Annotated in this window: 12 protein-coding genes; 8 read left to right on the plus strand and 4 right to left on the minus strand. The window is 74.6% G+C overall.

All coding sequences use genetic code 11. The annotated features are described in order from the left end of the window. The first annotated feature begins 387 nt into the window (after nucleotides 1-387). Entirely contained in the window at nucleotides 388-2,667 is a 2,280-nt protein-coding gene (locus tag ACIP67_RS39150) for a zinc-dependent metalloprotease (protein WP_401698443.1), read from the plus strand. 327 nt (nucleotides 2,668-2,994) lie between these two features. Here the strand turns inward: ACIP67_RS39150 and ACIP67_RS39155 are convergent, their stop codons facing one another. After that, on the minus strand, nucleotides 2,995-4,248 hold the full coding sequence (locus tag ACIP67_RS39155) for a helix-turn-helix domain-containing protein (protein WP_401698445.1): 1,254 nt from the start codon (nucleotides 4,246-4,248) through the stop codon (nucleotides 2,995-2,997). A 462-nt stretch (nucleotides 4,249-4,710) separates the two neighbouring features. On the opposite strand from ACIP67_RS39155, the gene ACIP67_RS39160 reads away from it, so the two are divergent. Further along, a complete protein-coding gene (locus ACIP67_RS39160; protein WP_401698447.1) occupies nucleotides 4,711-6,141 on the plus strand; it encodes a beta-N-acetylhexosaminidase in 1,431 nt (476 codons plus the stop codon). Nucleotides 6,142-6,335: 194 nt separating this feature from the next. Here the strand turns inward: ACIP67_RS39160 and ACIP67_RS39165 are convergent, their stop codons facing one another. From ACIP67_RS39165 to ACIP67_RS39175, 3 genes are read right to left on the minus strand one after another with little or no spacing between them, the layout of a single operon-like run. Next, complete coding sequence (locus ACIP67_RS39165; RefSeq protein ID WP_401698448.1) at nucleotides 6,336-7,094, minus strand: phytanoyl-CoA dioxygenase family protein; 759 nt, start codon at nucleotides 7,092-7,094, stop codon at nucleotides 6,336-6,338. Nucleotides 7,095-7,152: 58 nt separating this feature from the next. Then, on the minus strand, nucleotides 7,153-8,331 hold the full coding sequence (locus tag ACIP67_RS39170) for a cytochrome P450 (RefSeq protein WP_401698449.1): 1,179 nt from the start codon (nucleotides 8,329-8,331) through the stop codon (nucleotides 7,153-7,155). Further along, nucleotides 8,328-11,459: an amino acid adenylation domain-containing protein gene (locus ACIP67_RS39175; protein WP_401698451.1), complete on the minus strand. Its 3,132-nt coding sequence runs from the start codon at nucleotides 11,457-11,459 to the stop codon at nucleotides 8,328-8,330. The genes ACIP67_RS39170 and ACIP67_RS39175 overlap by 4 nt, the downstream gene beginning before the upstream one ends. Before the next feature lie 128 nt (nucleotides 11,460-11,587). Here ACIP67_RS39175 and ACIP67_RS39180 point away from each other — a divergent pair, with 128 nt between their 5' ends. From ACIP67_RS39180 to ACIP67_RS39205, 6 genes are all read left to right on the plus strand, one after another. Beyond that, nucleotides 11,588-14,644 carry a type I polyketide synthase gene (locus ACIP67_RS39180; RefSeq protein ID WP_401698453.1) on the plus strand — a complete coding sequence of 1,019 codons (3,057 nt, stop codon included), beginning with the start codon at nucleotides 11,588-11,590 and terminating at the stop codon, nucleotides 14,642-14,644. A 77-nt stretch (nucleotides 14,645-14,721) separates the two neighbouring features. Next, the gene (locus ACIP67_RS39185; protein ID WP_401698455.1) at nucleotides 14,722-16,749 is read left to right on the plus strand and encodes a non-ribosomal peptide synthetase; all 2,028 of its coding nucleotides are present in this window, start codon (nucleotides 14,722-14,724) and stop codon (nucleotides 16,747-16,749) included. Beyond that, nucleotides 16,746-17,495 (plus strand): thioesterase II family protein, encoded by a 750-nt coding sequence (locus ACIP67_RS39190; protein WP_401698457.1) that lies wholly within the window; start codon nucleotides 16,746-16,748, stop codon nucleotides 17,493-17,495. Before ACIP67_RS39185 ends, ACIP67_RS39190 begins: the two co-directional genes overlap by 4 nt. A 14-nt stretch (nucleotides 17,496-17,509) precedes the next feature. After that, nucleotides 17,510-18,940 carry an aspartate aminotransferase family protein gene (locus ACIP67_RS39195; protein WP_401698458.1) on the plus strand — a complete coding sequence of 477 codons (1,431 nt, stop codon included), beginning with the start codon at nucleotides 17,510-17,512 and terminating at the stop codon, nucleotides 18,938-18,940. Beyond that, on the plus strand, nucleotides 18,937-20,256 hold the full coding sequence (locus tag ACIP67_RS39200) for a thymidine phosphorylase (RefSeq protein WP_401698459.1): 1,320 nt from the start codon (nucleotides 18,937-18,939) through the stop codon (nucleotides 20,254-20,256). The genes ACIP67_RS39195 and ACIP67_RS39200 overlap by 4 nt, the downstream gene beginning before the upstream one ends. Before the next feature lie 47 nt (nucleotides 20,257-20,303). After that, on the plus strand, nucleotides 20,304-21,212 hold the full coding sequence (locus ACIP67_RS39205; protein ID WP_401698460.1) for a TauD/TfdA family dioxygenase: 909 nt from the start codon (nucleotides 20,304-20,306) through the stop codon (nucleotides 21,210-21,212). Nucleotides 21,213-21,436 lie beyond the last annotated feature (224 nt).

The raw sequence follows: 21,436 nt of genomic DNA on the forward strand, positions 1-21,436 counted from the left end.
GCGAGGATGCCGCGGCCGATGTCCTGACCGCGTCGCTGTGTCCCGAGCCGTCCCCGGTTCCGCTCGACGGAGGGACGGCCGAACCGGTTGTCGCCGTCAGGCCGGCCGCCGTCGATGGCCGGAGGGGCCCAGGGAGGGCGACTGGCGAGGGCCGTTCAGGAAGCGGCGTCGCCGGAGATCAGCGGGACGGTCCGGCAGGGGGCCGGCCGATGCGCAGCCCGTCGGGGCCGAAGGAGTGGACACCCCGTCGTCGATGTGGGGTTGGGCATGTCGATGGCGCCGCGCCCCGGACCACTCCGTCGTGCGCCGCTCCGGAGAACGGGTCCTGCGACCACAATGGGTCACCGACCGCGCACGAGAAGAAAGGCATCCACCATGCTCGACCTCATGCCTGATCCCGCCGGAGAACGGCTCCTGATCGGTGTACGCCGGTTCGACGCGCCGTTCCTGCTGATCGCCGCTCTCGGCACCGGGATCGGTACCAGCCGCCTGCTTCCCGACCGCGGCCGGCCGGGCAAGGTGCGGGTCGCCTCCTTCCGGCGCGTCGGGCCGCGTGTCCTGCTCGTCCAGCACAACAAGCACCACCTCGCCCACGGGGACGCCGCCGCCCGCCGGGCCGGCGAGGAGTCCTTCGCGGTGTCGGCGCTGTGGAGCGCCCCGGTCCTGCGTGAGGAGGACGGCGCGGTCGTCGTCGACGCCGGCACCCTGGCCGTCGCGGACCACCAGGACCTCATCACCCACCTGACGGAGAGCGGGCAGGGCGAGCACACGCTCGACCGGGACCACAGCGTGCCGCTTCTCGAGCAGAGTTTCTCCCGCGAGGGACGCACCCGGCTGTCCGCCCTGCTCACCCTGCGCGGCCCCGGCACCGGCGCCGCCCTGCGCGAGGTGGTGCCCGACGCGCGCTCCGTGAGCTTCGTGCAGCACCTGCACGTCCTGCCGCTGCCCGAGCCGGCCCTGCCCGCGCGCCGGTACCACCCGGGCTCCGGCGCCTACGGCATCGGCCACGCCGACCACGCCCGCCTCGGGGACGGTGAATCCCCCACGGTGCGGCTACAGCCCCGGTTCCGTCTGGAGCCACTCGACCCCTCGGCACCCGTCACCCCCGTGCGCCGGCCCGTCGTCTTCCTCGTGGACCCCGCGATACCCGAGCCCCTGCGCTCGGCCGTCGTCGAGGGCGGCAACTGGTGGCGGGCGGGATTCGACAGCGCGGGGTTCACCGACGCCTTCCGCGTCGAAGTCGCCGACGAGGACGCCGACCTGCACGACCCGGCCGTCAACGCCGTGTGGTGGGTGCACCGCGCCGGCCGGGGCTGGTCCCTGGGCGCGGGCCTGACCGATCCGCGCACCGGCGAGATCGTCGTCGGCCGGGTCAGGCTCGGCTCCCAGCGGGTGGAACAGGTGCGCGCGCTGGGCGAGGCCCTGCTGACGCCGTACGGACGTCCCGACCAGGATGAACGCCTCGCCGCCGTCGAGGAGATGGTCCTCGCGCGGCTCCGCCAGCTGGCCGCCCACGAAATCGGTCACGCGCTGGGGTTCATGCACAACTACGCCAGCACCCACCACCCGAAGCCGTCCGTGATGGACTATCCGCAGGCCCGCCTCGACCTCACCGAGGACGGCGAGATCGACGTGTCCGGTGCGTACGCGGAGGGACTCGGCCCCTGGGACCACTTCCTCGTCACCCATGCCTACGGCCGCTTCCCGGGCCGGGACGAGGAGACCGCGCTGGCCGGACTCCGGCGCTCGGCCGCCGAATCCGGCCTGGTGTACGTCACCGACGAGGACGGGCACGGCCCGCACGCCGCGCACGCCGACGCCGTGCCGTGGGTCACCGGCGGTGACGCGCTCGACGCGCTCGACCGCATCCTGAAGGTGCGGCGGGCCGCCCTCGCCGGGTTCACCACCGGCGCGGTGCCGCCGGACCGGCAGAGCGGCGAACTCCAGGAGCGGGCCGCGCTCCTGCACCTGCTGCACCGGCACGAGACCCAGGCCGTGGCACGGCTGCTGGGCGGGGTGCGCTACGGCTACACGTGGGCCGGCGACCCGGACGTGGGCACCCGGCCCGTGGCGGCGGCCGCCCAGCGCGCGGCGCTCGCCCGCCTCGCGTCCCTGCTGCGCACCGAGGAACTCGCCCTGCCACCGGCCGTGCTGGACGTCCTCACCCCGCCCGCCATCCGCCACGAGCCGACCGACCAGTACCTCGCCGGCCGGGCCGGGCGGATCTTTGACCCGCTCGCGGCGGTCGCGGCGGCGGTGTCCGTGGTGGCCGAGCCGCTGTTCGAACCCACCCGGCTCAACCGGCTGGCCTGGCAGCACTCCGTCGATCCGGAGGTGCCCGGGGTCACCGACGTCCTGGAGGCGGTGTTCGCGGCGACCTGGCTCAGGGACGACCCCGTGGACGCCGGGATCACCGGCGCGGACGCGGTGGCCGGCACCGCGGGCTGGACGGTGTTGCACCATCTGTTCGCGATCCTCGCCGGCGGTGTCCCGCACGCCGCGGTCGACGCCGCCGTCCGGCACGCACTGCGGTCCCTGGCGAAGACCCTGCGCGGCGGGGACGCCCAGCGGCGGGAAGCGGCGCACACCATCACCTGCCGGCTCTCCGAGCCGCTCCCGGCCGCCACGACGGTCCTGCTACCCGTTCCGCCCGGTGCCCCCAACTGACAGGAACCGGCCCTCCGTGACCGGCCGCCGCCCGCAGTGCCGTCGTCGCAGCGAGAGGTGTCTCCGACCGGCGGGGTGGCAGGCTGTGCGCCCGCCGGCAGCAGGCCGCGCCCGGGAGGTGGGGTCCCGAGCCGGCCGCAGGCGGTCGTGGCGCGCGGGAACAGGCACGGCTGTCCGGCGGGCAGCGCCGGCACACCGGCACCGAGGCGCTGCGCGTCGTTCAGCCCGGGGCGCGGACCGTCGCGGACCGGGTGGACGCGGGGCGCCTCGCCCGCCGACCGGGCCGGTGCCACGGGCGGGACGCCGGTGGTCTGCGCACCTGGCCGGTCACCCGCCGCCCTGGCCGCTCAGGCATTCGGCGAGAATGCGCCAGGTCTCGGCCGCCAGGTCGAGACTGGCGCTCACCTGGGCCTGCTGTGCCAGTGCGCGGAGCCCGGCGGAGCCTTCGCCCGACCGCCCCTCGTGGAAGAGCAGCCGGTTGTGCAGTATGGCCAGGCGGGTCCGGTCACGGAAGGACAGCAGTACCTGGTCGTCGACCAGGCTGTCATGGAGGGCACGGGCATCGGCGGTCCGGCCCTCGTGGAAGGCCAGATGAGCACGGAGAGCCCGTAGTTCCTGGCGCTGCTGGGGAGCGCCGATCAGGTGGACCGCGGGTGTCGCCTCGTCCAGCCAGGCCGCCGCGGCCTCGGTCTCCGCCGGCTCCAGCTGGAGGCTGAGCGAGGCGGCGGCGAGTCGCAGACGTACCCACAGGACGAGGTCCTCACGGCTGTCCAGTCGTTCGAGGGCCTGCGCGAGGAGGCTCCGTGCCTGTGCCGGGTCCCCCTGACGGACATGGAGTGTGGCGGCGGTCCACAGCGCCTTGACGGGCAGGGGGCCCGTCTCGTCCGAGACCATGGCCAGGAGCTCGTCCGCGTGCGCCTCGGCGTCCGCCAGGCGACCGCTCTCGACCTCTGCGGACACCAGGACGAGCAGGGTCCCCGCGGTGTCCGCGACGGTCAGTTCATGGTCCCGGGCGATCGTCAGCGCCTCCGCCGCCAGAAGCCGGGACTCCTCGTTGTCGCCCAGTGCGCGCAGACATCGCGCCAGCCGGGTGCGGGCCCGCACCCGGAGTTCGGGCAGCGCCAGGCGGTCGCTGAGGCCGGTGGCCTGTCGCAGGTAGCCGCGCTCCGCTTCGTGGTCCCCCGTCGTCCTCTTGAAGTCGGCGAGCATCCACTGCGCCTGCCAGTCCAGGAACGGGTTCTTGCCCTCGTCGGCGGCCACGTGCTCCTCGAGGAGTTCCAGGTCGCGCGCCTGCCCGGAGGCCGCCGCGGCGAGCGCGCACGCCAGTGAGGCGGGCTCCGTCCGCGTGCCCGCCGTCTTCGTCGAGCCCTGCTCCGACTCCGCGAAGGCGTCCAGGGGGACGTCGAGCCGCTCAGCGAGGTAGGCGACCGCCTTCTCGGTCGGCGGACGGGCACCGGACTCCAGGCGCGACAGATACGGCGTGGACATGCCGTTGCCCGCGAGGGCGGTCTGCGTCATCCCGCTCGCCACACGCATTGCCTTGAGCTTTTGCCCGAACTGTGGCTGATTCATGATGCCCATACCTGCGGAGGTTGCCAGATGGGTCAACCCATAGCAAGTCAGAGCCGTACGGGTCGGTGCCTTTGCCCGGTACCGGACCTCAACAGGCCGGACCATGATGTTGCCACATTATGGCAATTCCGTGGCAAGTCATCTGGTTCGATTGTCAACTGCTGGGACTCGAGCCTACGTTCCCTGTCACGGCCAAGATCCTCGACAGAGACGGGAATACGCATTGCGGAAGCAGTCTCAGACCGGCGAGCCTCTTGAGAACTTATCCGACGACGAGATCGACTGGCCCTACGAGCGCGAGCCGCGCACTCCGCAGGGCGACCGGGCGGTAACCGGACTCGGCCTCCGGCCCAAGGCCCCACGCCCCGGCGCCCGTCCGGAGGGGAAGGGCCCGAGACCACGGTCGGCGGGCATGCCACCGCCGCTGTCGGCGGCTCACGTCCGCACCGGCCGTGCGGTACGGGCCGCCCGGTGAGTGTGGCCTCCCTCGTCCCACGGCCGCAGACGCTGCGCGTCCTGGGCGGGCACCTGCACCTCACCGCGCAGACCGGCGTCCGCGGCCCGGCCGCGGTCGTCGGCCTGGCCCGTGAACTGCTGGGCCTGTCCGGCCCCGGACACGAGATCGACCTGGCCCTCGTCGACGATCCCGGGCTGGGGGCCGAGGGATACCGGCTGACGGTCACCGACGACGGGGTGCGGGTACGGGCCGCCCGGGCGGCCGGGCTCCGCTGGGCGGTGCAGTCGCTCCGCCAACTGCGCGACGGCGACCGCCTGCCGTTCGTGGAGATCGAGGACCGGCCGGCGTACGGCTGGCGCGGTTCACTGCTCGACGTCGCGCGGTGGTGCCACCCCCTCCCGTTCCTGCGCCGGTACGTGGAACTCCTCGCCCTCTACAAGCTGAACACCCTGCATCTGCACCTCACCGACGACCAGGGCTGGCGTTTCGAGGTGCTGAAGTACCCGCGCCTGACCGAGGTCGGCGCCTTCCGCGCGGGGTCCACCGCGGGCCACCTCTCCGAGGGCCGGGCCGACGACGTCCCGCACGGCGGTTTCTACACCCAGCGGGAACTGCGCGAGCTGGTCGACCACGCGGCCCGCCTGGGGGTGCGGATCATGCCGGAGATCGACACCCCGGGGCACGTCCAGGCCGCGATCGCGGCCTACCCCTGGCTCGGCAACACCCCCTCGCGACCACTGCCCGTCCGGCGCGAATGGGGCATCTCCCGCCACATCCTCAACGTCTCCGACCGTACGGTCGGCTTCGTCGAGGACGTGCTGGACGAACTGGTCGACGTCTTCCCCTTCACCTACGTGCACATCGGGGGCGACGAGGTCCCCCTGGACGAATGGGCGGCCAGCCCGCAGGCGCACCGGCGGGTCGCCGACGAAGGCCTCGGGGGCCCGGAGCAGTTGCTCGGCTGGTGGTCCCGCCGGCTGGCGCGGCACCTGGAACGGTACGGTCGGCGGGCCGCCGTCTGGGACGAGGTCGTACAGAGCGGGGTGCCGCACGGCACGGCCGTCTTCGGCTGGCGATCGGTGGCCCAGGTGGAAGGAGCCGTGCGGGCCGGGCACCGGGTGGTGGCCGCCCCGTACGAGCACACCTACCTGGACTGGGCGGAGACCGAGGGCCCGCGGGAACCGCTGGCCATCGACAGCGGGCTGACGCTCTCCCGGGTGTACGGATACCGGCCGCCGAGCACGGTCCTCGGTGTCCAGGGCCAGGTGTGGAGCGAGTACCTGCCGACACCGGAGCTGGTCGAGTGGCGGGCCTTCCCGAGGCTCGCCGCCATCGCCGAGATCGGCTGGTCGTCCGGCGAGCGGGACTTCGCCGACTTCCGGCGCCGGCTGACCGCGCAGCTCCCGCTGCTGGACCGACTGGGAGTCGGCTACCGCCCGCTGTGAGCCCTCCGGTGCGACCCGGCGGCCCCGGCTCGGGGCGGCCGGGTCCGCCGTGCGCCACGGCTCCTTCCGGCCGCGCTCGGGCAGCGCCCGGCCGGCCGGCGGCCCGGTGCCGCGGGAGCCGCGCCCGCGACGCCGGGCCGGTGACGGAGGCCGGCCGTCGTGCCCCCGTCCACCGCGGCGAGGGCCTGCGCGGTTCAGGCCTGCCGGCTCGGCTCCGGTTCCAGGCCGAGCAGGGCCAGACTGCCGGGCGCGAGGCCCTCCTTGATGGTTTGTGGCAGCTCGTGCCAGTTGTAGAAGGTGGGTTCGCCGGCGGCGGCGAACGATCCGTGGATGCAGCGCCGCGCCGTGTCCTCACGGTTGGTGCTGCCGCCGTGGATGAGGTGCGAGTTGAAGACCACGACCGCTCCGCGCGGGGCGACCACGGTCCGTTCGTCCGGGTGGATCAGCTTCGGGTCCTCCAGCCTGGCCAGGAACCGCTCGTCCTCCAGATGACTGCCCGGGATGACGCGGGTGCCGTTCCGGTCGGTGAAGGGGTCCAGGCACCAGATGGTGTTGCACCAGCGGAACGGCTTCCCCCGCCGCCGCTTCAGGTCGTGCAGGGGCTGGTTGCCGTGACCCGGGTCCGCCCGGCGGCCGTTGACCAGCGAGAGGCGGATGTCCGTGCCCAGCACGGCGCGGACCCCGGCCAGGACGGCCGACTCCGTCAGCACCCTCTCGAACAGGGTCGAATGCCTCAGCAGATTGTCGGTGAAACGGACGCCGGCCTCCTCGACGTACTGGTGTTCGGCGCCCCGTTCCCTCTCCCAGATGTCGTCCGTCTCCTTGCTCAGCAGGTCGCACTCCTCCTGCGACAGGACGTCGGGCAGGACGAGGTAACCGTCCCTGTCGAGGGTGCGGCGCTGCTCCTCCGTCAGCTCTCCCGGTACGGGACGGGGGGTGTCCGCGTCGGCCATGAATCCTCCGTGGGTGTCGGTGGCCCGGGCGGGCCGGGCGTGGGCGGGGCGTAGGGGCTCAGGCGAGGAGGCGTATCGGGAGGTGCTCCGGGCCGTTGACGGCGATCGAGCGCACCGGGACGTACGGACCGCACTGCTCGAATTTGCGCACGGTGTCCAGGAGCTCCGTGAACAGGACCCGCATCTGGGCACGGGCCATGACGTTGCCGATGCAGACGTGCTCGCCGGTGCCGAGCGCGAGGTGCCTGTTCGGGCGGCGGGCGATGTCGAAGCGGTCGGCGTGGGGGAAGACCGCCTCGTCCCGGTTGGCGGACGGCACCCAGAGCACCACCCGGTCACCCGCCTCGATCCGCCGGCCGCCCAGGACCCGGGCAGCGGTGGCCGTACGCATGCTGTGCGTCGCGCTGGACGTCCACCGCAGCACCTCCTCGACCGCGGTCGGCAGCAGCCGCCGGTCGTCCCGCAGGCGCTGCCACTGGTCGGGGTGTTCGAGGAAGGCGAGAAAGCCGCCGGCGATGGACAGCCGGGCGTTCTCCGAGGCTCCCACCAGGTTCTCGCAGTTGAGCAGGACCTCCTCCGCGGTCAGCGGCTCGCCGTCGACCGACCCGTGGACCAGGGCGCTCACCAGGTCGTCGGCCGGCTCCGCCGTACGGAGGTCCATCAGGTCGAGGAAGTACAGCATCGTCTCGTGGTGCGCGACGAGCGAGGTACCCGCCTCGAACGCCTCGTTGGTCCACCGGAAGAGATCCTCCTGGTCCCCCTCCGGTACGCCCATCAGGCCGGCGATGAGATGGAGCGTCAGCCGCGCGGAGATGTCGTGCACGGCGTCGCTCTCACCGCGCTCGACCGCCCGGGCGAGGACCGCGCGCACCGCCCGCCGTACGGCCTCCTCCCACTGACGGGCCGAGCGCTCGCTGAACCACCGCGCCACCAGGAGGCGAAGCTGCCGGTGACGGGGCGGGTCGGTCAGCGCGAGCGTCAGCCCTCCGCCGGGATCGGCGCCCTGGGCGGTCGGACGCAGCAGGACACCGTCCGCGGAACTGAACGCCCGCGGATCGCGGTACACGGTGCTGACGTCCTCGTACCGGGTCAGTGACCAGAAGCCCGGCAGGTCGTCGGGCGCGTGCCAGTGCACCGGCTCGTGCTCGCGCATCCAGCGCCACAGGGCGTGCGGATCGCCGCCGGAGTGCAGCTCGGGATCGGTGAGACGGGCGGGAGACAGGGGGGAAACCGTCACGGGCGGGCTCCTGACGGGGTGGTGTACAGGCAGTGGGTGAAGTGCTTCACGTACTCCTGGGCGGCGGCCTCCGGGACGGCCTCGGGCCGGTAGGAGACGACCAGCCGCATCCCTCCCCGCTCGTCGGGCCACAGCTCCGTGTGGAGTTCGAGGGGCAGGTCCAGGTAGGGAAGGCGCAGGAAGGTGGTGCGCAGTCCGGGCAGGTCGAGCCGAGGTTCGGCATTGTCCTGAAGTGCGAAGAGCGTCTGGAACAGCGGGGGACGTCCCCTGCGGCGCTGCCCGGCCAGCCGCAGCAGGTCGTCGATCGGCACGTCCTGGGCGGCCAGGGCACGCCGGCCGGCGGCCGCGGCGGCCCTCGCCCCCGCGAGGCCGCCGTCGAGGGCGGCACCCCGCATCCGGACGGGGACCATGGTGATCCGGCACCCCACGGACCGGGTCAGCAGATCGTGGTCGCGCTGCGCCACCGGGACCCCCACCGCGAAGTCACGCTGGCCGGTGACCGCCCCCAGACTGCTCGCGCAGTACCCCAGCAGGACACCGAACCGGGTCGCACCCGCCCGCGCGGCCAGTGAGTCCACCGCCGTGACGACGCCCGGCGGTACCGTCACCACCAGCTCGCGCGGGCCGGCGGACGCGGCCTCCGTCGGCCCGGACGGCCAGTGGAGCTCGGGTACGCCCGTCACCTCGGAGCGCACGGCCGCGTACTGACCCGTCTGATCGGTGTGCGCGAGGCGTTCGCGGTGGGCCCGGTGGACGGCCCGCACCGAGGGGGGCGGATCCTCGGGCGGGGAGACCCCGAGCGCGTGACGGTAGGCGATGCCCAGGGAGCGGGCGAGCACGGACTCGGACCAGCCGTCGAAGGCGATGTGGTGCACCACGCACCCGAACACCGTCACCGACGCGTCCGCCACGGGCACCAGCGCCGTCCGCCACACCCGCCCCTCGGTCGGTTCCAGCGGGCCCGACAGCTCCTCGCGCACCGCGCGGACGGCGTCCGCCACGGAGGGCCGCGCGCCGAGCACGACCGGAGGGGGAGCAGGTGCCCCGGCGAGCCGGGCCCTGGGGTGCGGATCCGGCAGATAGGCGGCGGCGAGCGCCTGGTGCGCACGGTGCACGGCGGCGACGGCCGACCCCAGGGCGGCCCGGTCGAGTTCTCCCTCGATCGTCCAGGTGAGCAGGGAGTGCGAGGTCCGGTCGGCCGGCTGCACCAAGTGCCGCGTCAGGTACACCAGTTGCATGGGGGTCAGCGGTACGTCCTCGGAGGCGGAGTCCTCCGGGGCGGGCCCGAGGTGCGCCGTGCCGGCGAGCCAGTCGGCGAGCGAGGCGACCGTCGGACGGGCGTACATCCGGGAGACCGGGACCGGACGGCCGAGCCGCGCGGTGAGCCGGGCGCACACCCGGCCGGCCCCCAGCGAGTCACCGCCCAGTTCCGTGAAGGGCACCTGTTCCGGAACGTCCGCCCGGCCGAGCACGGAACGGAAGGCGTCGGCCACCAGGCGCCGCAGCGGGTCGGTGGACCGTTGTCCGTTCCGGTGCGGCGCGTCGCCCTCGCGGGTCCCGTCCTCGCCGCCGGCGAGGGGCACGGGAGCGCGGGCGGGCGGGGCCAGGGCGAGCAGGGCGCGCTCGTCGAGCTTGCCGCGGGCCGTCACGGGAAACGCGTCGACGCTCACCACCGCGGCGGGCCGCTGATAGCCGACCAGGCCGGAGCGCAGCACGGCCGGGGCGGCCGCGAGCGGGTCGCCGGTGCTGACCGGTACGCAGAACGCCACGAGTTCCCGTGAGGTGCCGGTGGCGTCCGGCCGGGCCAGCACCCGGCAGTCCCGCACCTCCGGCAGCAGCCGCCGCACCTGCTGTTCCACTTCGGCGGGTTCGACCCGGTGACCGTGGATCTTGATCTGGCGGTCGGCCCGGCCGCGGAAGCGCAGCAGCCCGTCCGTCCCCCAGAACCCGAGGTCGCCGGTGCGGTAGACGCGCGTCGTCCGGCCGTCGATCCGCACCTCGGCGAACTTCGCCTCGGTGAGAGCCGGATCCCCCAGGTAACCCAGGGCCAGCCCGGGGCCCGCGACGCAGATCTCGCCGGTCTCGCCCGGCGGGCAGGGCCGGTCCCCGGCCAGGACGTGGACTGCCGTGCCGGGGGCCGGACGGCCGAGGGGGATGCCGTCGGGGGCCCGGCAGTCCGCCCGGGTGACGCGGTGCGTGGTGGCGAAGACGGTGCTCTCCACGGGGCCGTAGCCGTTGAGGAGCCCGACCGTGGGGTGCCGCTCCAGGAATCGGCCGACATGACCGGGGGACAGGCGCTCACCGCCGGTCATGACCTGGCCGAGCCCGGTGAACGCGTCCAGGTCCTCCTCCACGATCATGTTGAAGAGGCTGCTCGTGAGCCAGACCGTGTCCACGCCGTGCCGGCCCACGGCACCGCGCAGGGACTCCGCGGACAGATAGGGCTCGTCGACGACGACCGACGTCCCGCCGTTGAGCAGCACGGACCACAGCTCCAGGGAGAAGGCGTCCCACGACACCGGAGCGGCGAGCGGCATCACCGCGGCGGCGGTGAACCGGGCGGAGCCGTCCGCCGGGAAGAGGCGGGCCGTCGCCCGGTGGGGGGAGAGGACCGCCTTGGGCGCTCCGGTGGTGCCGGAGGTGAAGAAGACGCAGGCCGGCGCGGAGCCGGCCACGCTCACGGGCCGGAAGCCGGTCCGCCGCGCGACCGGCCCGGTCGGAGGCGGCCAGAGGGGCAGTCCGTACCGGTGGTCGGCGGGGTCCGCGCTCACGAGGAGGGGGGCGTCCAGCGCCCGGAACATCTCGTGGAGCCGGGCGTCGGGCCAGGACCGGTCCAGGAGGGCGTACGCGGCCCCCGACTTGAGGATCGCGAGCACCGCGGTGACCAGCTCGGGGCTCCTGGGCAGCAGGACGGGAACCAGCCGGGACGGGGCGACCCCGGCCGCGGTGAGCTGCGCGGCCCAGGCGTCGGCCGTGCGGTCCAGCTCACCGTAGGTCGTCCGGCCCCCGTCCGTGACGAGGGCGACCGCGCCGGGGTGCAGGGCCGCTCTGCGGGCGACCGTCTCGTGGAGGCCCTCGCCGGGGTGCGGGGCCGGGTTCTCCCGGATCGCGCTCGGGTTCGATCGCACACCATTTCCCCTCTCCTCGGCACGACACCGGAGTGGCAACGGGTTGGCAATTATTGCCAAGAGGTTGGCACATGCTGCACGGCTCTGGCAACATGCCGGAGGAAGCAGCGTCTGACGCAAGGGGTGAGATGGCCCGCGACCGTTCCCTGGACATCGCCGTGACCGGCATCGCCGCCCGGTTCCCCGGCGTACCGGACCTCTCCGAGTGGTGGTCGGCCGTGCGCGAGGGCCGGGTGCTCACCCGCCGGTACGAGCGCGACGAGCTCATCGCGGCCGGGGTGCCCAAGAACCTGCTCGACGACCCGGACTACGTACCCGTCCACGGCCACCTCGCGGACGCCGACCGTTTCGACCACACGCTGTTCCGGGTCAGCCCGCGCGAGGCCGAGATGACGGACCCCCAGCACCGGCTGATGCTGGAGGCGGCGTGGACCGCCCTGGAGGACGCGGGGACCGACCCCTCGGGCGGCACCCCGAGGACCGGTGTGTACGCCACCGCGAGCCCCAGCGGCTACCTGCGCGCGATGCTCGCGGGCGGCGCCCTCGACGACCTGACCCTCGAGGACGCGCTGCACGGCACGGAACCCGACTTCGTCGCGGGCCTCATCGCGTACCGACTCGGCCTGCGCGGCCCGGCGCTGGCCGTCCGGACCGCCTGCTCCTCCTCCCTGGTGGCCGTCCACCTCGCCGTGCAGGGACTGCTCGACGGCGACTGCGAGCAGGCCGTGGTGGTCGGTGCCGGGGTGCCCTTCCCCCAGGCGGGGCGGCTGCACATACCGGGCGGCATCCACTCGGCCACCGGCCGGTGCCGCCCCTTCGACGCGAGTGCCGACGGCGTGGTCGCCGGCTCCGGTGTGGTCGCGGTCGTGCTCCGCCGGCTGGCCGACGCCCTGGCCGACGGATCCGATCCCCACGGGGTGATCCTCGGCACGGCGATCAACAACGACGCCTCGGCGAAGGCGGGCTTCTACGCTCCGTCGGCCGCGGGGCAGGAGGCCGTCATCCGGGCGGCGCTGCGCACGGCGGACGTGGACGCCGCCTCGATCGGCTACCTGGAGGCGCACGCGACCGGGACGAGGGTCGGTGACCCCATCGAGTGGTCCGCGGCGTCCGCCGCCCTCGGGGGCCTCGGAGCACGGCCCGGCCAGGTGGCGGTAGGGGCCCTCAAGGCCAACGTCGGCCACCTGGACAACGCGGCGGGCGTCGCCGCCCTCGTCAAGGCCCTGATGGTGGTGAAGGAGGGGGTGGTGCCTCCCGTGGCGGGCTTCGAACGGCTCAACCCCCTGCTGGAGACGGACGGGTCACCGCTCTTCGTGCCCCCCGCGGAAGCGCCCTGGACAGGCCCCGACCCCAGGCGGGCCGGGGTGAGCGCGTTCGGGATCGGCGGCACCAACGCCCATGTGATCGTCGAACAGGCGCCGAAGCCCCGGCCCGCCCGCCCCGTCCGGCCGGCCGGGGACCGGCTCGTCCTGCTCTCGGCCGCCGACCCCGGCGCCCTGACCCGGTCGGCCGACCGCCTGCGGCGTCATCTGACGCACCTGTCCCCCGGCCTCACGGACGTGTCCGCCACGCTCGCCGCGGGACGGGCCGCCCTGCCCGAACGCCTCGCCGTGACCGGCCGCACGTCCGCCGAGGTCGCGGAACGGCTCGCCACGAGCCGAGGCCCGGTCCGCGGACGCCGTCCCGACTCCGGGCCCGCACCCGTCGTCCTGCTGTTCCCGGGGCAGGGATCCCAGTACCCGGGCATGGCCCGGCCGCTGGCCGACGCGCTGCCCGGCTTCGCCGCGGCGCTGGACGCCTGCCTCGCCGCCTACGAGCCGGCACTCGCCGACCGCCTGCGCCCGGCACTGCTCGAAGACCGCCCGCCCGCGGGAGAGCCCGGACTCACGCCGACGGAGTGGGCGCAGCCGGCGCTCTTCGCCGTCGGGTACGCGGCGGCCACCGCGCTGCGCGCACTGGGCATCACCCCCGCCGCGCTGGTGGGGCACAGCCTGGGGGAGCTCACCGCGGCCTGCGTCGCCGGAGTGCTCGACCTGCCCGACGCCGCCCGGATCGTCACCGCACGAGGACGGGCCATGCAGGAGTGCCCACCGGGTGCCATGCTCGGACTCGGCTGCGACGAGACGGCGGCCAGGGACCTGGTGGCGGCGTTCGGGGGCGGGCTGGAGGTCGCGGCCGTCAACGGCCCCGGCAGCACCGTGGTGGCCGGATCGCCCCAGGCCGTGCGGGACTTCCGTACCTGGCTCGCGGACCGTGTCCACGCCCGGCCGCTGCGGACCGACAGGGCGTTCCACTCGTCCCTCGTCGAGCCCGCCCTGGAACCGCTGGCCGCCGCTTTCCCGGACATCCGGCTGCACCGCCCGGCCCTGCCCTTCGCCTCGAACGCCACCGGGCGCCTGGTGGGGGCCGACGAGGCCGTCGAGGCGGACCACTTCGTCGAACAGGCCCGCCGGCCGGTGCGGTTCGCCGACTGCCTGACCGTGACGGCGGACCACCACCCGGACGCCGTGGTCGTCGAGGTCGGGCCGCGGCGCACGCTGTCGGCCCTGGCCGAGGCCGCGGGCCTGCACACCGTCCCGCTGTCCCCGGCCCGCACCTCCCGCCCGGCGGAAGAGGTCCTGCGGTCCCTGGGCACGCTCTGGACCCTCGGGCAGCCCGTCGACGCGGCGCGACTGTGCGCGGGCGGACAGCGGCTGCACCTGCCCGGCTACCCCTTCGCCGGCCGCAGGTGGCTCGCCCCCGAAGCGGCCCCGCGCACCGACGCGCAGCCCCTTCCCGCCCTGCCGCACACCTCGGGGACACCGGCCTTCGCGGAGCAGATCCGCAGAGGAGGCGAAGACGCCTCTCCCATCCGCACGGCCGGCGAAGGAGCCCCCTCCGCGGACACACCCCCCGCACCGCCCCCCGCGCCACCCCCCGCCACCGACCCCGCCGTCCGGCTCGCCGCCCTGTGGTCCGAGTTGCTCGGCCACGACGATCCGGGCGAGGAGGCGGACTTCTTCCACCTGGGCGGTGACTCGCTGCTGATCACCCGTCTGGTGCGGAGGGTCAACCAGGAGTTCGGGATCCAGGCCCCGATCCGCGCCATGCTGAGCGGCCGCACCCTGGCCCGGCAGACCGCGCTCGTCCGCGACCTGATCGGACGACGGCCGGGTCCGTCGACGGACCCCGCGCCCCCGCTCTGAGACGTCCTCGCCCGCACGCCGCCGACATCCGCCATGGGCCGAAGGACCGCACTGGCGAACAACGGGAGGAACTGCTGATGCTGCTGCCGGACCGGAACGAAGCACCGCCGCGGCCGGAGACCGCCGACCACGAGACGTCGACGGAACCATCACCCGGAAGCCGGGGCGGGCCCGTGACGGACGCCGAGGTACCGGTGCACCGGCTGGTCGCCCGGATCGCACGCTCCCGGCCGCGGAACATCGCCGTGCACAGCGCCGGCCGGGCGATCAGCTACCGGGAACTGCTCGCCTGGTCCGCCCGGATCGCCTCCCGGCTCACCGAGGCGGGCGTGGGACGCGGCAGCCGGGTCGGACTGATCGCCGAGCCCTCCGCCGCGGCCGTGGCCGCCGTGCTCGGCGTCCTGGCGGCGGGCGCGGCATACGTCCCCGTCGACCCGGCCCACCCCGAACGGCGGATCGCCGAGGTGCTGGCCGACGCCGGCGTCACCGCCGTCGTCGTCACCGCCACCACCCGCGACAAGGCGGCCGGCCTGGGGCTGCCGCTCCTCCGGGCCGACGACGCCGAGCCACCGCCCGGCACCCGCGATCCGGCCGGTACGCCACCGGCCGTCCCCACGACCGCGGAGGACCCCGCGTACCTGATCTACACGTCGGGGAGCACCGGCGAGCCCAAGGGAGTCCTGGTGGAACACGGCCAACTGGCCGCCTCCACCAGCGCGCGGCGCACCGTCTACCCGGGCTCCCCGGTCTTCCTGCTCGTCTCACCGCTCGCCTTCGACTCCTCCGTGGCCGGGCTGTGGGGCACCCTGACCACCGGCGGCCGACTCGTCGTGGCCACGACCGACGAGGTCCGTGACCCGGAGCGACTGGTCGCACTGATCGAACGCCACCGGGTGACCACGCTCCTGTGCGTGCCCTCGCTCTACGGCGTCCTGCTCGACGCCGCCGAGCGCGCCGGAACACGACGGCTGCGCTCCCTCGACACCGTGATCACCGCGGGCGAGCCCCTCTCCGAGCCCCTGGTGCACCGTCACTTCGCCCTGCACCGGCAGCAGGTGGCCCTGGTCAACGAGTACGGGCCGACCGAGGCGACCGTCTGGGCCAGCTACCACCGCTTCGACGGCCCCGGCCCGGTGTCCATCGGCCGGCCCGTCCCGGGCGCCCGGCTCTACGTGCTCGACGAACTGCGCCGGCCGGTCCCGCCGGGCGTCCAGGGCGAGCTGTACATCGCCGGTCCGGGGGTGACCCGCGGCTACTTCGGGCGCCCCGACGCCACGGCACGGGCCTTCTTCGACGACCCCTTCGCCGGAGCGGACGGCGGCCGGATGTACGCCACCGGCGACCTCGTCCGGTGGAACGCCGGGGACACGCTCGACTTCCTCGGCCGCCGCGACCACCAGCTGAAGATCCGCGGCCACCGGGTGGAACTCGGCGCCGTCGAGGCCGCCCTGCGCTCCGCTCCGGAAGTACGGGACGCGGTGGTGGTGGCCGACGACGAGCACACCCGGCTGACGGCCTTCGTCGCCGCACCCCCCGGCACCGACGCCGTCGCCCTGCGCGCGCGGGTGGCGGACCGTCTGCCGGCGGTCATGGTGCCGAGCAGCGTCCAGGTGCTCGACGGCCTGCCGCTCACCGTCAACGGCAAGGCCGACCGGGAGCGGCTGCGGAAACTGGCGGCCACGCTCACCCCCGGGCCCTCCGCGCCCGCCCGCCCGGCACCCGCGCCGGCCGTCGCGGGGCGGCCGTCGGACGCGGACCTCACGGCACAGGTGGCCGCCGCGTGGGCCGAGGTCCTGAAGGTGCACGCGGCTCCGCCCGCCGACGTCAACTTCTTCGACGCGGGCGGCCAGTCGCTCACCATGTTCCAGCTCCAGGACGCCCTGGAACGGCACACGGGTGTACGGCCCTCCGTGGTCGCCCTCTTCCGGCACACCACGGTGTCCGCGCAGGCCGAAGTGATCCGCGCCGCGCGGGAACGGCCCCAGGACGCCCGCTCCGGTGACCGGTCACCGGACGCCGCCCCCGCCGACGGCCCGTCCGCCCGCCGTGCCCGGGCGGCGCGGTCGCGGCGGTCCGCGGACACCGACGGGAGCGGCCCGCGGTGACCGGCATCCAGGAGACCTGGCTGCGCTGCGCGGACCCGCGCCCGGCGGCCGGGCGACGGCTCGTGTGCTTCCCGCACGCCGGCGGGTCCGCCGCCTTCTACCGTGACTGGGGCCGGCACCTGCCCGACCTGGAGGTCCACGCGGTCTCCTACCCCGGGCGGGCCGAGCGCATCGAGGAGGAACCCCGCACCGACCTGCGGCGGCTCGCCCGTGAGATCGCCGACGCCCTCGAGCGGCTGGCCGACCGGCCGCTGCTCCTCTTCGGGCACAGCATGGGCGCGGTGGTGGCACTGGAGACGGCCAGGGAGCTTCAGGCCCGGGGCGTCGTCCCCGCCCACCTCTACGCCTCCGGCTCCCGCAACGCCCCCCTCCCGGAGCCCGAGGCCGACGACGCCGCCGACGAGGACGAGGAATCCCTCACCGCGCGCCTCCTGCACCTCGGGGGCACCGACCCCGGACTGGCGCGGGATCCCCTCTTCCGGGAACTGGTGCTGCCCTACCTCCGAGCGGACGGACAGATGTTCCGGTCCCACGCCCGCGACTTCCGGCCCCTGCCGCGACTGGACTGCCCCGTGACCTCGATCGTCGGCGACGCCGATCCGGACGCCGACCGCCGGCCGTGGAGCGACCTGACCACCGGCACCTTCCAGGAACGGACCGTCCCGGGCGGGGACCACTTCTACCTGCTTTCCGATCCCCCTTACGACCTCCTGCTGCGGGATTCCCGCGACCGGCCGACGAGTTGACGGAGGCACACCCCATGACGACGGACAGCCCGGCACCGCATCGCCACGGCACCGGCACCCCGGCACCGCACCGCCACGGCACCGGCACCCCGGCACCGCACCGCCACGGCACCGGCACCCCGGCACCGCACCGCCACGGCACCGGCATCCCGGAGACGGCGGCGGACCGGGAGCGGATCCGGGAGCGTGACCGGCGCCACGTCTGGCACCCCTGGTCACCCCTCGCGGCCGACCGCTCCGAACTGACCCTCGTGCACGGCGACGGCTACCGCGTACGCGACCTCCACGGCAAGGAGTACATCGACGCCACCTCGCTCAACACCACGACCGGATACCGGCATCCCCACGTCGAGCAGGCCATCCACCGCCAGCTCGACCGGCTCCACCAGTTCGACCTGTCGATCGCCAGCCACGAACCGGTCGGCCTCCTCGCCGAGAGGCTCTCCTCGTACCTGCCCGACGCCTTCGCGAAGACGCTCTTCGTCAACAGCGGCTCCGAAGGGCTGGAGGCCGCCCTCACGATCGCCGCGGGCTACTGGGAGAACACCGGCCGTCCGCGCAAACGGGTCGTCAGCTTCCGTCGCGGCTACCACGGTTCGACCCTGGCCAACCGCACCCTGTCCGGACTGCCGCGGATCACCCACGGCTTCGTCGCCCCGCTGCCGGTCACCCACGTCGACCTCCCGCTCCCGCCGCGCGAACTCCACCGGCCGCACGCCCTCGCCCCCCTGCTCGAAGCCTTCGAACGGGCCATCGGCGACGACCCGGACGACCCGCCGATGGCCGTGCTGGTCGAACCCTTCCTCAACGTCGGCGGCGGCATCGTCCTGCCGCCCGGTTTCCTGCGGGCGCTGCGCGAGGTGTGCGACACCGCCGGAACCCTGCTGGTCCTGGACGAGGTCTTCACCGGGTTCGGCCGGACCGGCCGGATCTTCGCCTTCCAGCACGAGGACGCACCCCCGGACATCCTCGTCACGAGCAAGGGGCTGAGCGGCGGCTCGGTCCCCATCGCAGCCGTCACCGTCCACCAGCGCGTCCACGACACCTTCGCCCTCGACCCGGTCATCGGCGGGGTCCGCTACGGCCACACCACCTCCGGCCACCCGGTGGCCTGCGCCGCGGCCCTGGCCACCCTGGACGTCCTGGAGAAGGAGCAGCTCGCCGAACGCGCCGAGCGCCACGGAGCCGTCCTGCGCGACCGGCTCACCCCGCTGATCGGCGTCGGCGAGGTGACCGACGTACGGGGAACGGGGCTCGTCCTGGTGGTGGAGACGTCCTCGCCGGAGGCCGCCACAGGACTGGTGCTGCGCGCCAGGGAGAACGGACTGCTGCTCCGACAGCCCGGCGAGGCCTTCATGGCCGTGCCGCCGCTGACCATCGACGACCAGGGCATCGACGAGCTCGCCGGCCGGCTGGAGCGCACGGTGACCGAGGCCGCCGCATGACCTGGGCCGGCGCCTCCGCCCGGGTTCTCGACTCCATCACCCGCAAGCGCGCCGGGCAGGCGCTCGACCCCGAGCAGATCGAAGGCGTGGTCGCCGACCACGTCGCCGGACGGATCCCGGACTACCAGATGGCGGCCTGGCTGGCCACGGTCGCCTGCCGGGACCTCGACCTCGAGGAGACGCTCGCGCTGACCCGCGCCTTCGTGGTGGGCGGAAAGCGCCTGGGGCTCGGCGGGCCGGGCCGGACCGTGCTGGACAAGCACAGCACCGGAGGCGTCGGGGACAAGGTGACCCTGGTCGTCGTTCCCCTGGTGGCCGCCTGCGGCGTCGCCGTCGCCAAGATGAGCGGGCGGGGACTCGGACACGCCGGCGGCACCCTCGACAAACTCGAGTCCGTCGACGGGCTGCGGCTCGACCTCGGCGCCGCCGAGGTGCGCTCCCTGCTGGACGAGGTCGGCATGGTCATCACCGGCCAGAGCGAGGAACTGGCCCCGGGCGACCAGGCGGTGTACGGCCTGCGCGACGCCACGGCCACGGTGGGCAGCATCCCGCTGATCGCCGCCAGCATCATCAGCAAGAAGGTCGCCGTCGGCGCCCACGGGCTGCTGCTGGACGTGAAGACCGGCGCCGGAGCGCTGCTCCCCGACCACGCGTCGAGCGTGCGGCTGGCGGCGGTCATGGCGGACCTCGCCAGGGCCTTCGGCCTGCGCTGCCGTGCCGTGCTCACCGACATGAGCCAGCCCCTCGGCCACGCGGTCGGCAACGCCCTGGAGGTCAGGGAAGCACTCGCGGCGCTACGGGGTGAGCAGGTGCCGGGCCTGTCGGAGCTCAGCCGTGCGCTGGCCCGGCTGATGCTGCAGAACGCGGAGCCGGAGCTCACCGACGACGCGGCCGACCGGCGCGTCGCGCACGCCCTCGACAGCGGAGCCGCACACGAACTGTTCCTGCGCTGGGCCGGCGCCCAGGGAGCGGACGTCCGGGTGCTGCGGGAGCCCGGCCTGCTGCCCACGGCCCCGCGGCGGGCCGTCGTCAGCGCGGACCGGTCGGGCTGGGTCGCCGCCGTGGAACCGGTCGTGATCGGCACGGCGGCGCTCCGCGTCGGCGCCGGACGGCTGGTGCGGGGTGCCGCCCTGGACCACGCCGCCGGAGTGGTCCTGCGGCGGCGGGTCGGCGACCCGGTCCGGGCCGGCGACCCCCTGGCCGAGATCCACTACACCGACGCCGACCCGGCCGTCGCCGTCGCTCTGACCGGATCCGCCTTCACCATCGCGGCAGAGCCTCCCGCCGCCCGGCCCCTGATCCACGACGTCCTGTGAATCCGCCCGAGTCGCGCGGCCGCTGCCGCAGCAAGGAGCCCCGTCCCATGTCCGGACCTGTCGACGCCGACCTGTTGCTGACCGCCGCCAAGTCGGTGACCACCACCTTCGAGGACATCCCCGGCGATCCCGTCCCCGTGCGCACGGCGTCGGCCGTCGACGCCCAGGGGGCGGCCGGGGCGGTCGAGCGCTACGAACGGCACGGCTTCGCGATCGTCCAGGTGGACGACGAACCCGTCACCCCGCACGCGCTGCTCCGGCTCACCCGCTCGTTCGACCTGGGCGAGCCCTTCGTCCCCGATCTCTACCGGCGCGGTGGCAAGACACCCGCACCGGTGTCGCGGATCTCCGCCGCAGCCAACGCCGGCACCGCCGACGCCGACCACCCGTCCTTCGGGCGGACCGTCGGCCAGGAACTGCACTGCGACGGAACGCTCCAGCCCATCGGTCACATCAAGGCGTCACTGCTGCTGTGCGAGTTCCCGGCGGCTCGCGGCGGGCACACCACGCTGTTCAACGCCTCCGCCGCGTTCGCCCGGCTCGCCGCCGACGACACCGCGGCCGCGCGCGCCCTGGCCGTCCCCGGGGTGCTGGTCCGGCAGGCGAACATCAACGGTGCCACCGACGTCAATGCCCAGCCGGCCTTCGCCGTCCAGGACGGCCGACTGGTCTCCGGCTACTCCGTCACCGCCACCGACCGCTGGGCGGTCCCCGACGAGGTGGTGGAGGAGGACCTGCTGCGCGGGGTGCGGTTCCTGCGCGACGCCGCGCGACCGGGCAGCCCGTACTTCACGCAGCTGACGCTGGACGCGGGCCAGGGCATCGTCTTCGACAACACCCGGATCTCGCACGGCCGCACACCCTACGAGGACTCGCCCGGCCGGCAACGCTGCCTGTACCGGAGCCTGCACCTGCGACACCCCCGCGTCCGGTCCGGTGTCCCGGCACGGTCCTGACCGTCCGCGGCGCACCGCGGACGGCCCGGGGCGGGGGCCGGCGGCGCGACACGATGGCCGTGAGGCGCCGGCGGCGATCGCCCTCGTGGCCACGACGGGCCGCGCCCGGCGGCGACCGCCGCCGGGCGCGGCCCCCCCGGGCCCCCCGCACCCCCCCCCCCCGGGCCCCGGCCGCCGCCCGCCCCCACGGCAGCCCGCCCCCCCGCCCCCCCCACCCCCGCCCC

The sequence above is a fragment of the Streptomyces sp. NPDC088812 genome (assembly GCF_044750285.1).
Lineage (GTDB): Bacteria > Actinomycetota > Actinomycetes > Streptomycetales > Streptomycetaceae > Streptomyces.

Excerpts from the sequence above, each read along its gene's own strand:
- ACIP67_RS39150 (WP_401698443.1), top strand. The coding sequence starts at position 388 with ATGCCTGATCCCGCCGGAGAACGGCTCCTGATCGGTGTACGCCGGTTC.
- ACIP67_RS39155 (WP_401698445.1), bottom strand. The coding sequence starts at position 4,248 with ATGGGCATCATGAATCAGCCACAGTTCGGGCAAAAGCTCAAGGCAATG.
- ACIP67_RS39165 (WP_401698448.1), bottom strand. The coding sequence starts at position 7,094 with ATGGCCGACGCGGACACCCCCCGTCCCGTACCGGGAGAGCTGACGGAG.
- ACIP67_RS39180 (WP_401698453.1), top strand. The coding sequence starts at position 11,588 with ATGGCCCGCGACCGTTCCCTGGACATCGCCGTGACCGGCATCGCCGCC.
- ACIP67_RS39185 (WP_401698455.1), top strand. The coding sequence starts at position 14,722 with ATGCTGCTGCCGGACCGGAACGAAGCACCGCCGCGGCCGGAGACCGCC.
- ACIP67_RS39195 (WP_401698458.1), top strand. The coding sequence starts at position 17,510 with ATGACGACGGACAGCCCGGCACCGCATCGCCACGGCACCGGCACCCCG.
- ACIP67_RS39200 (WP_401698459.1), top strand. The coding sequence starts at position 18,937 with ATGACCTGGGCCGGCGCCTCCGCCCGGGTTCTCGACTCCATCACCCGC.
- ACIP67_RS39205 (WP_401698460.1), top strand. The coding sequence starts at position 20,304 with ATGTCCGGACCTGTCGACGCCGACCTGTTGCTGACCGCCGCCAAGTCG.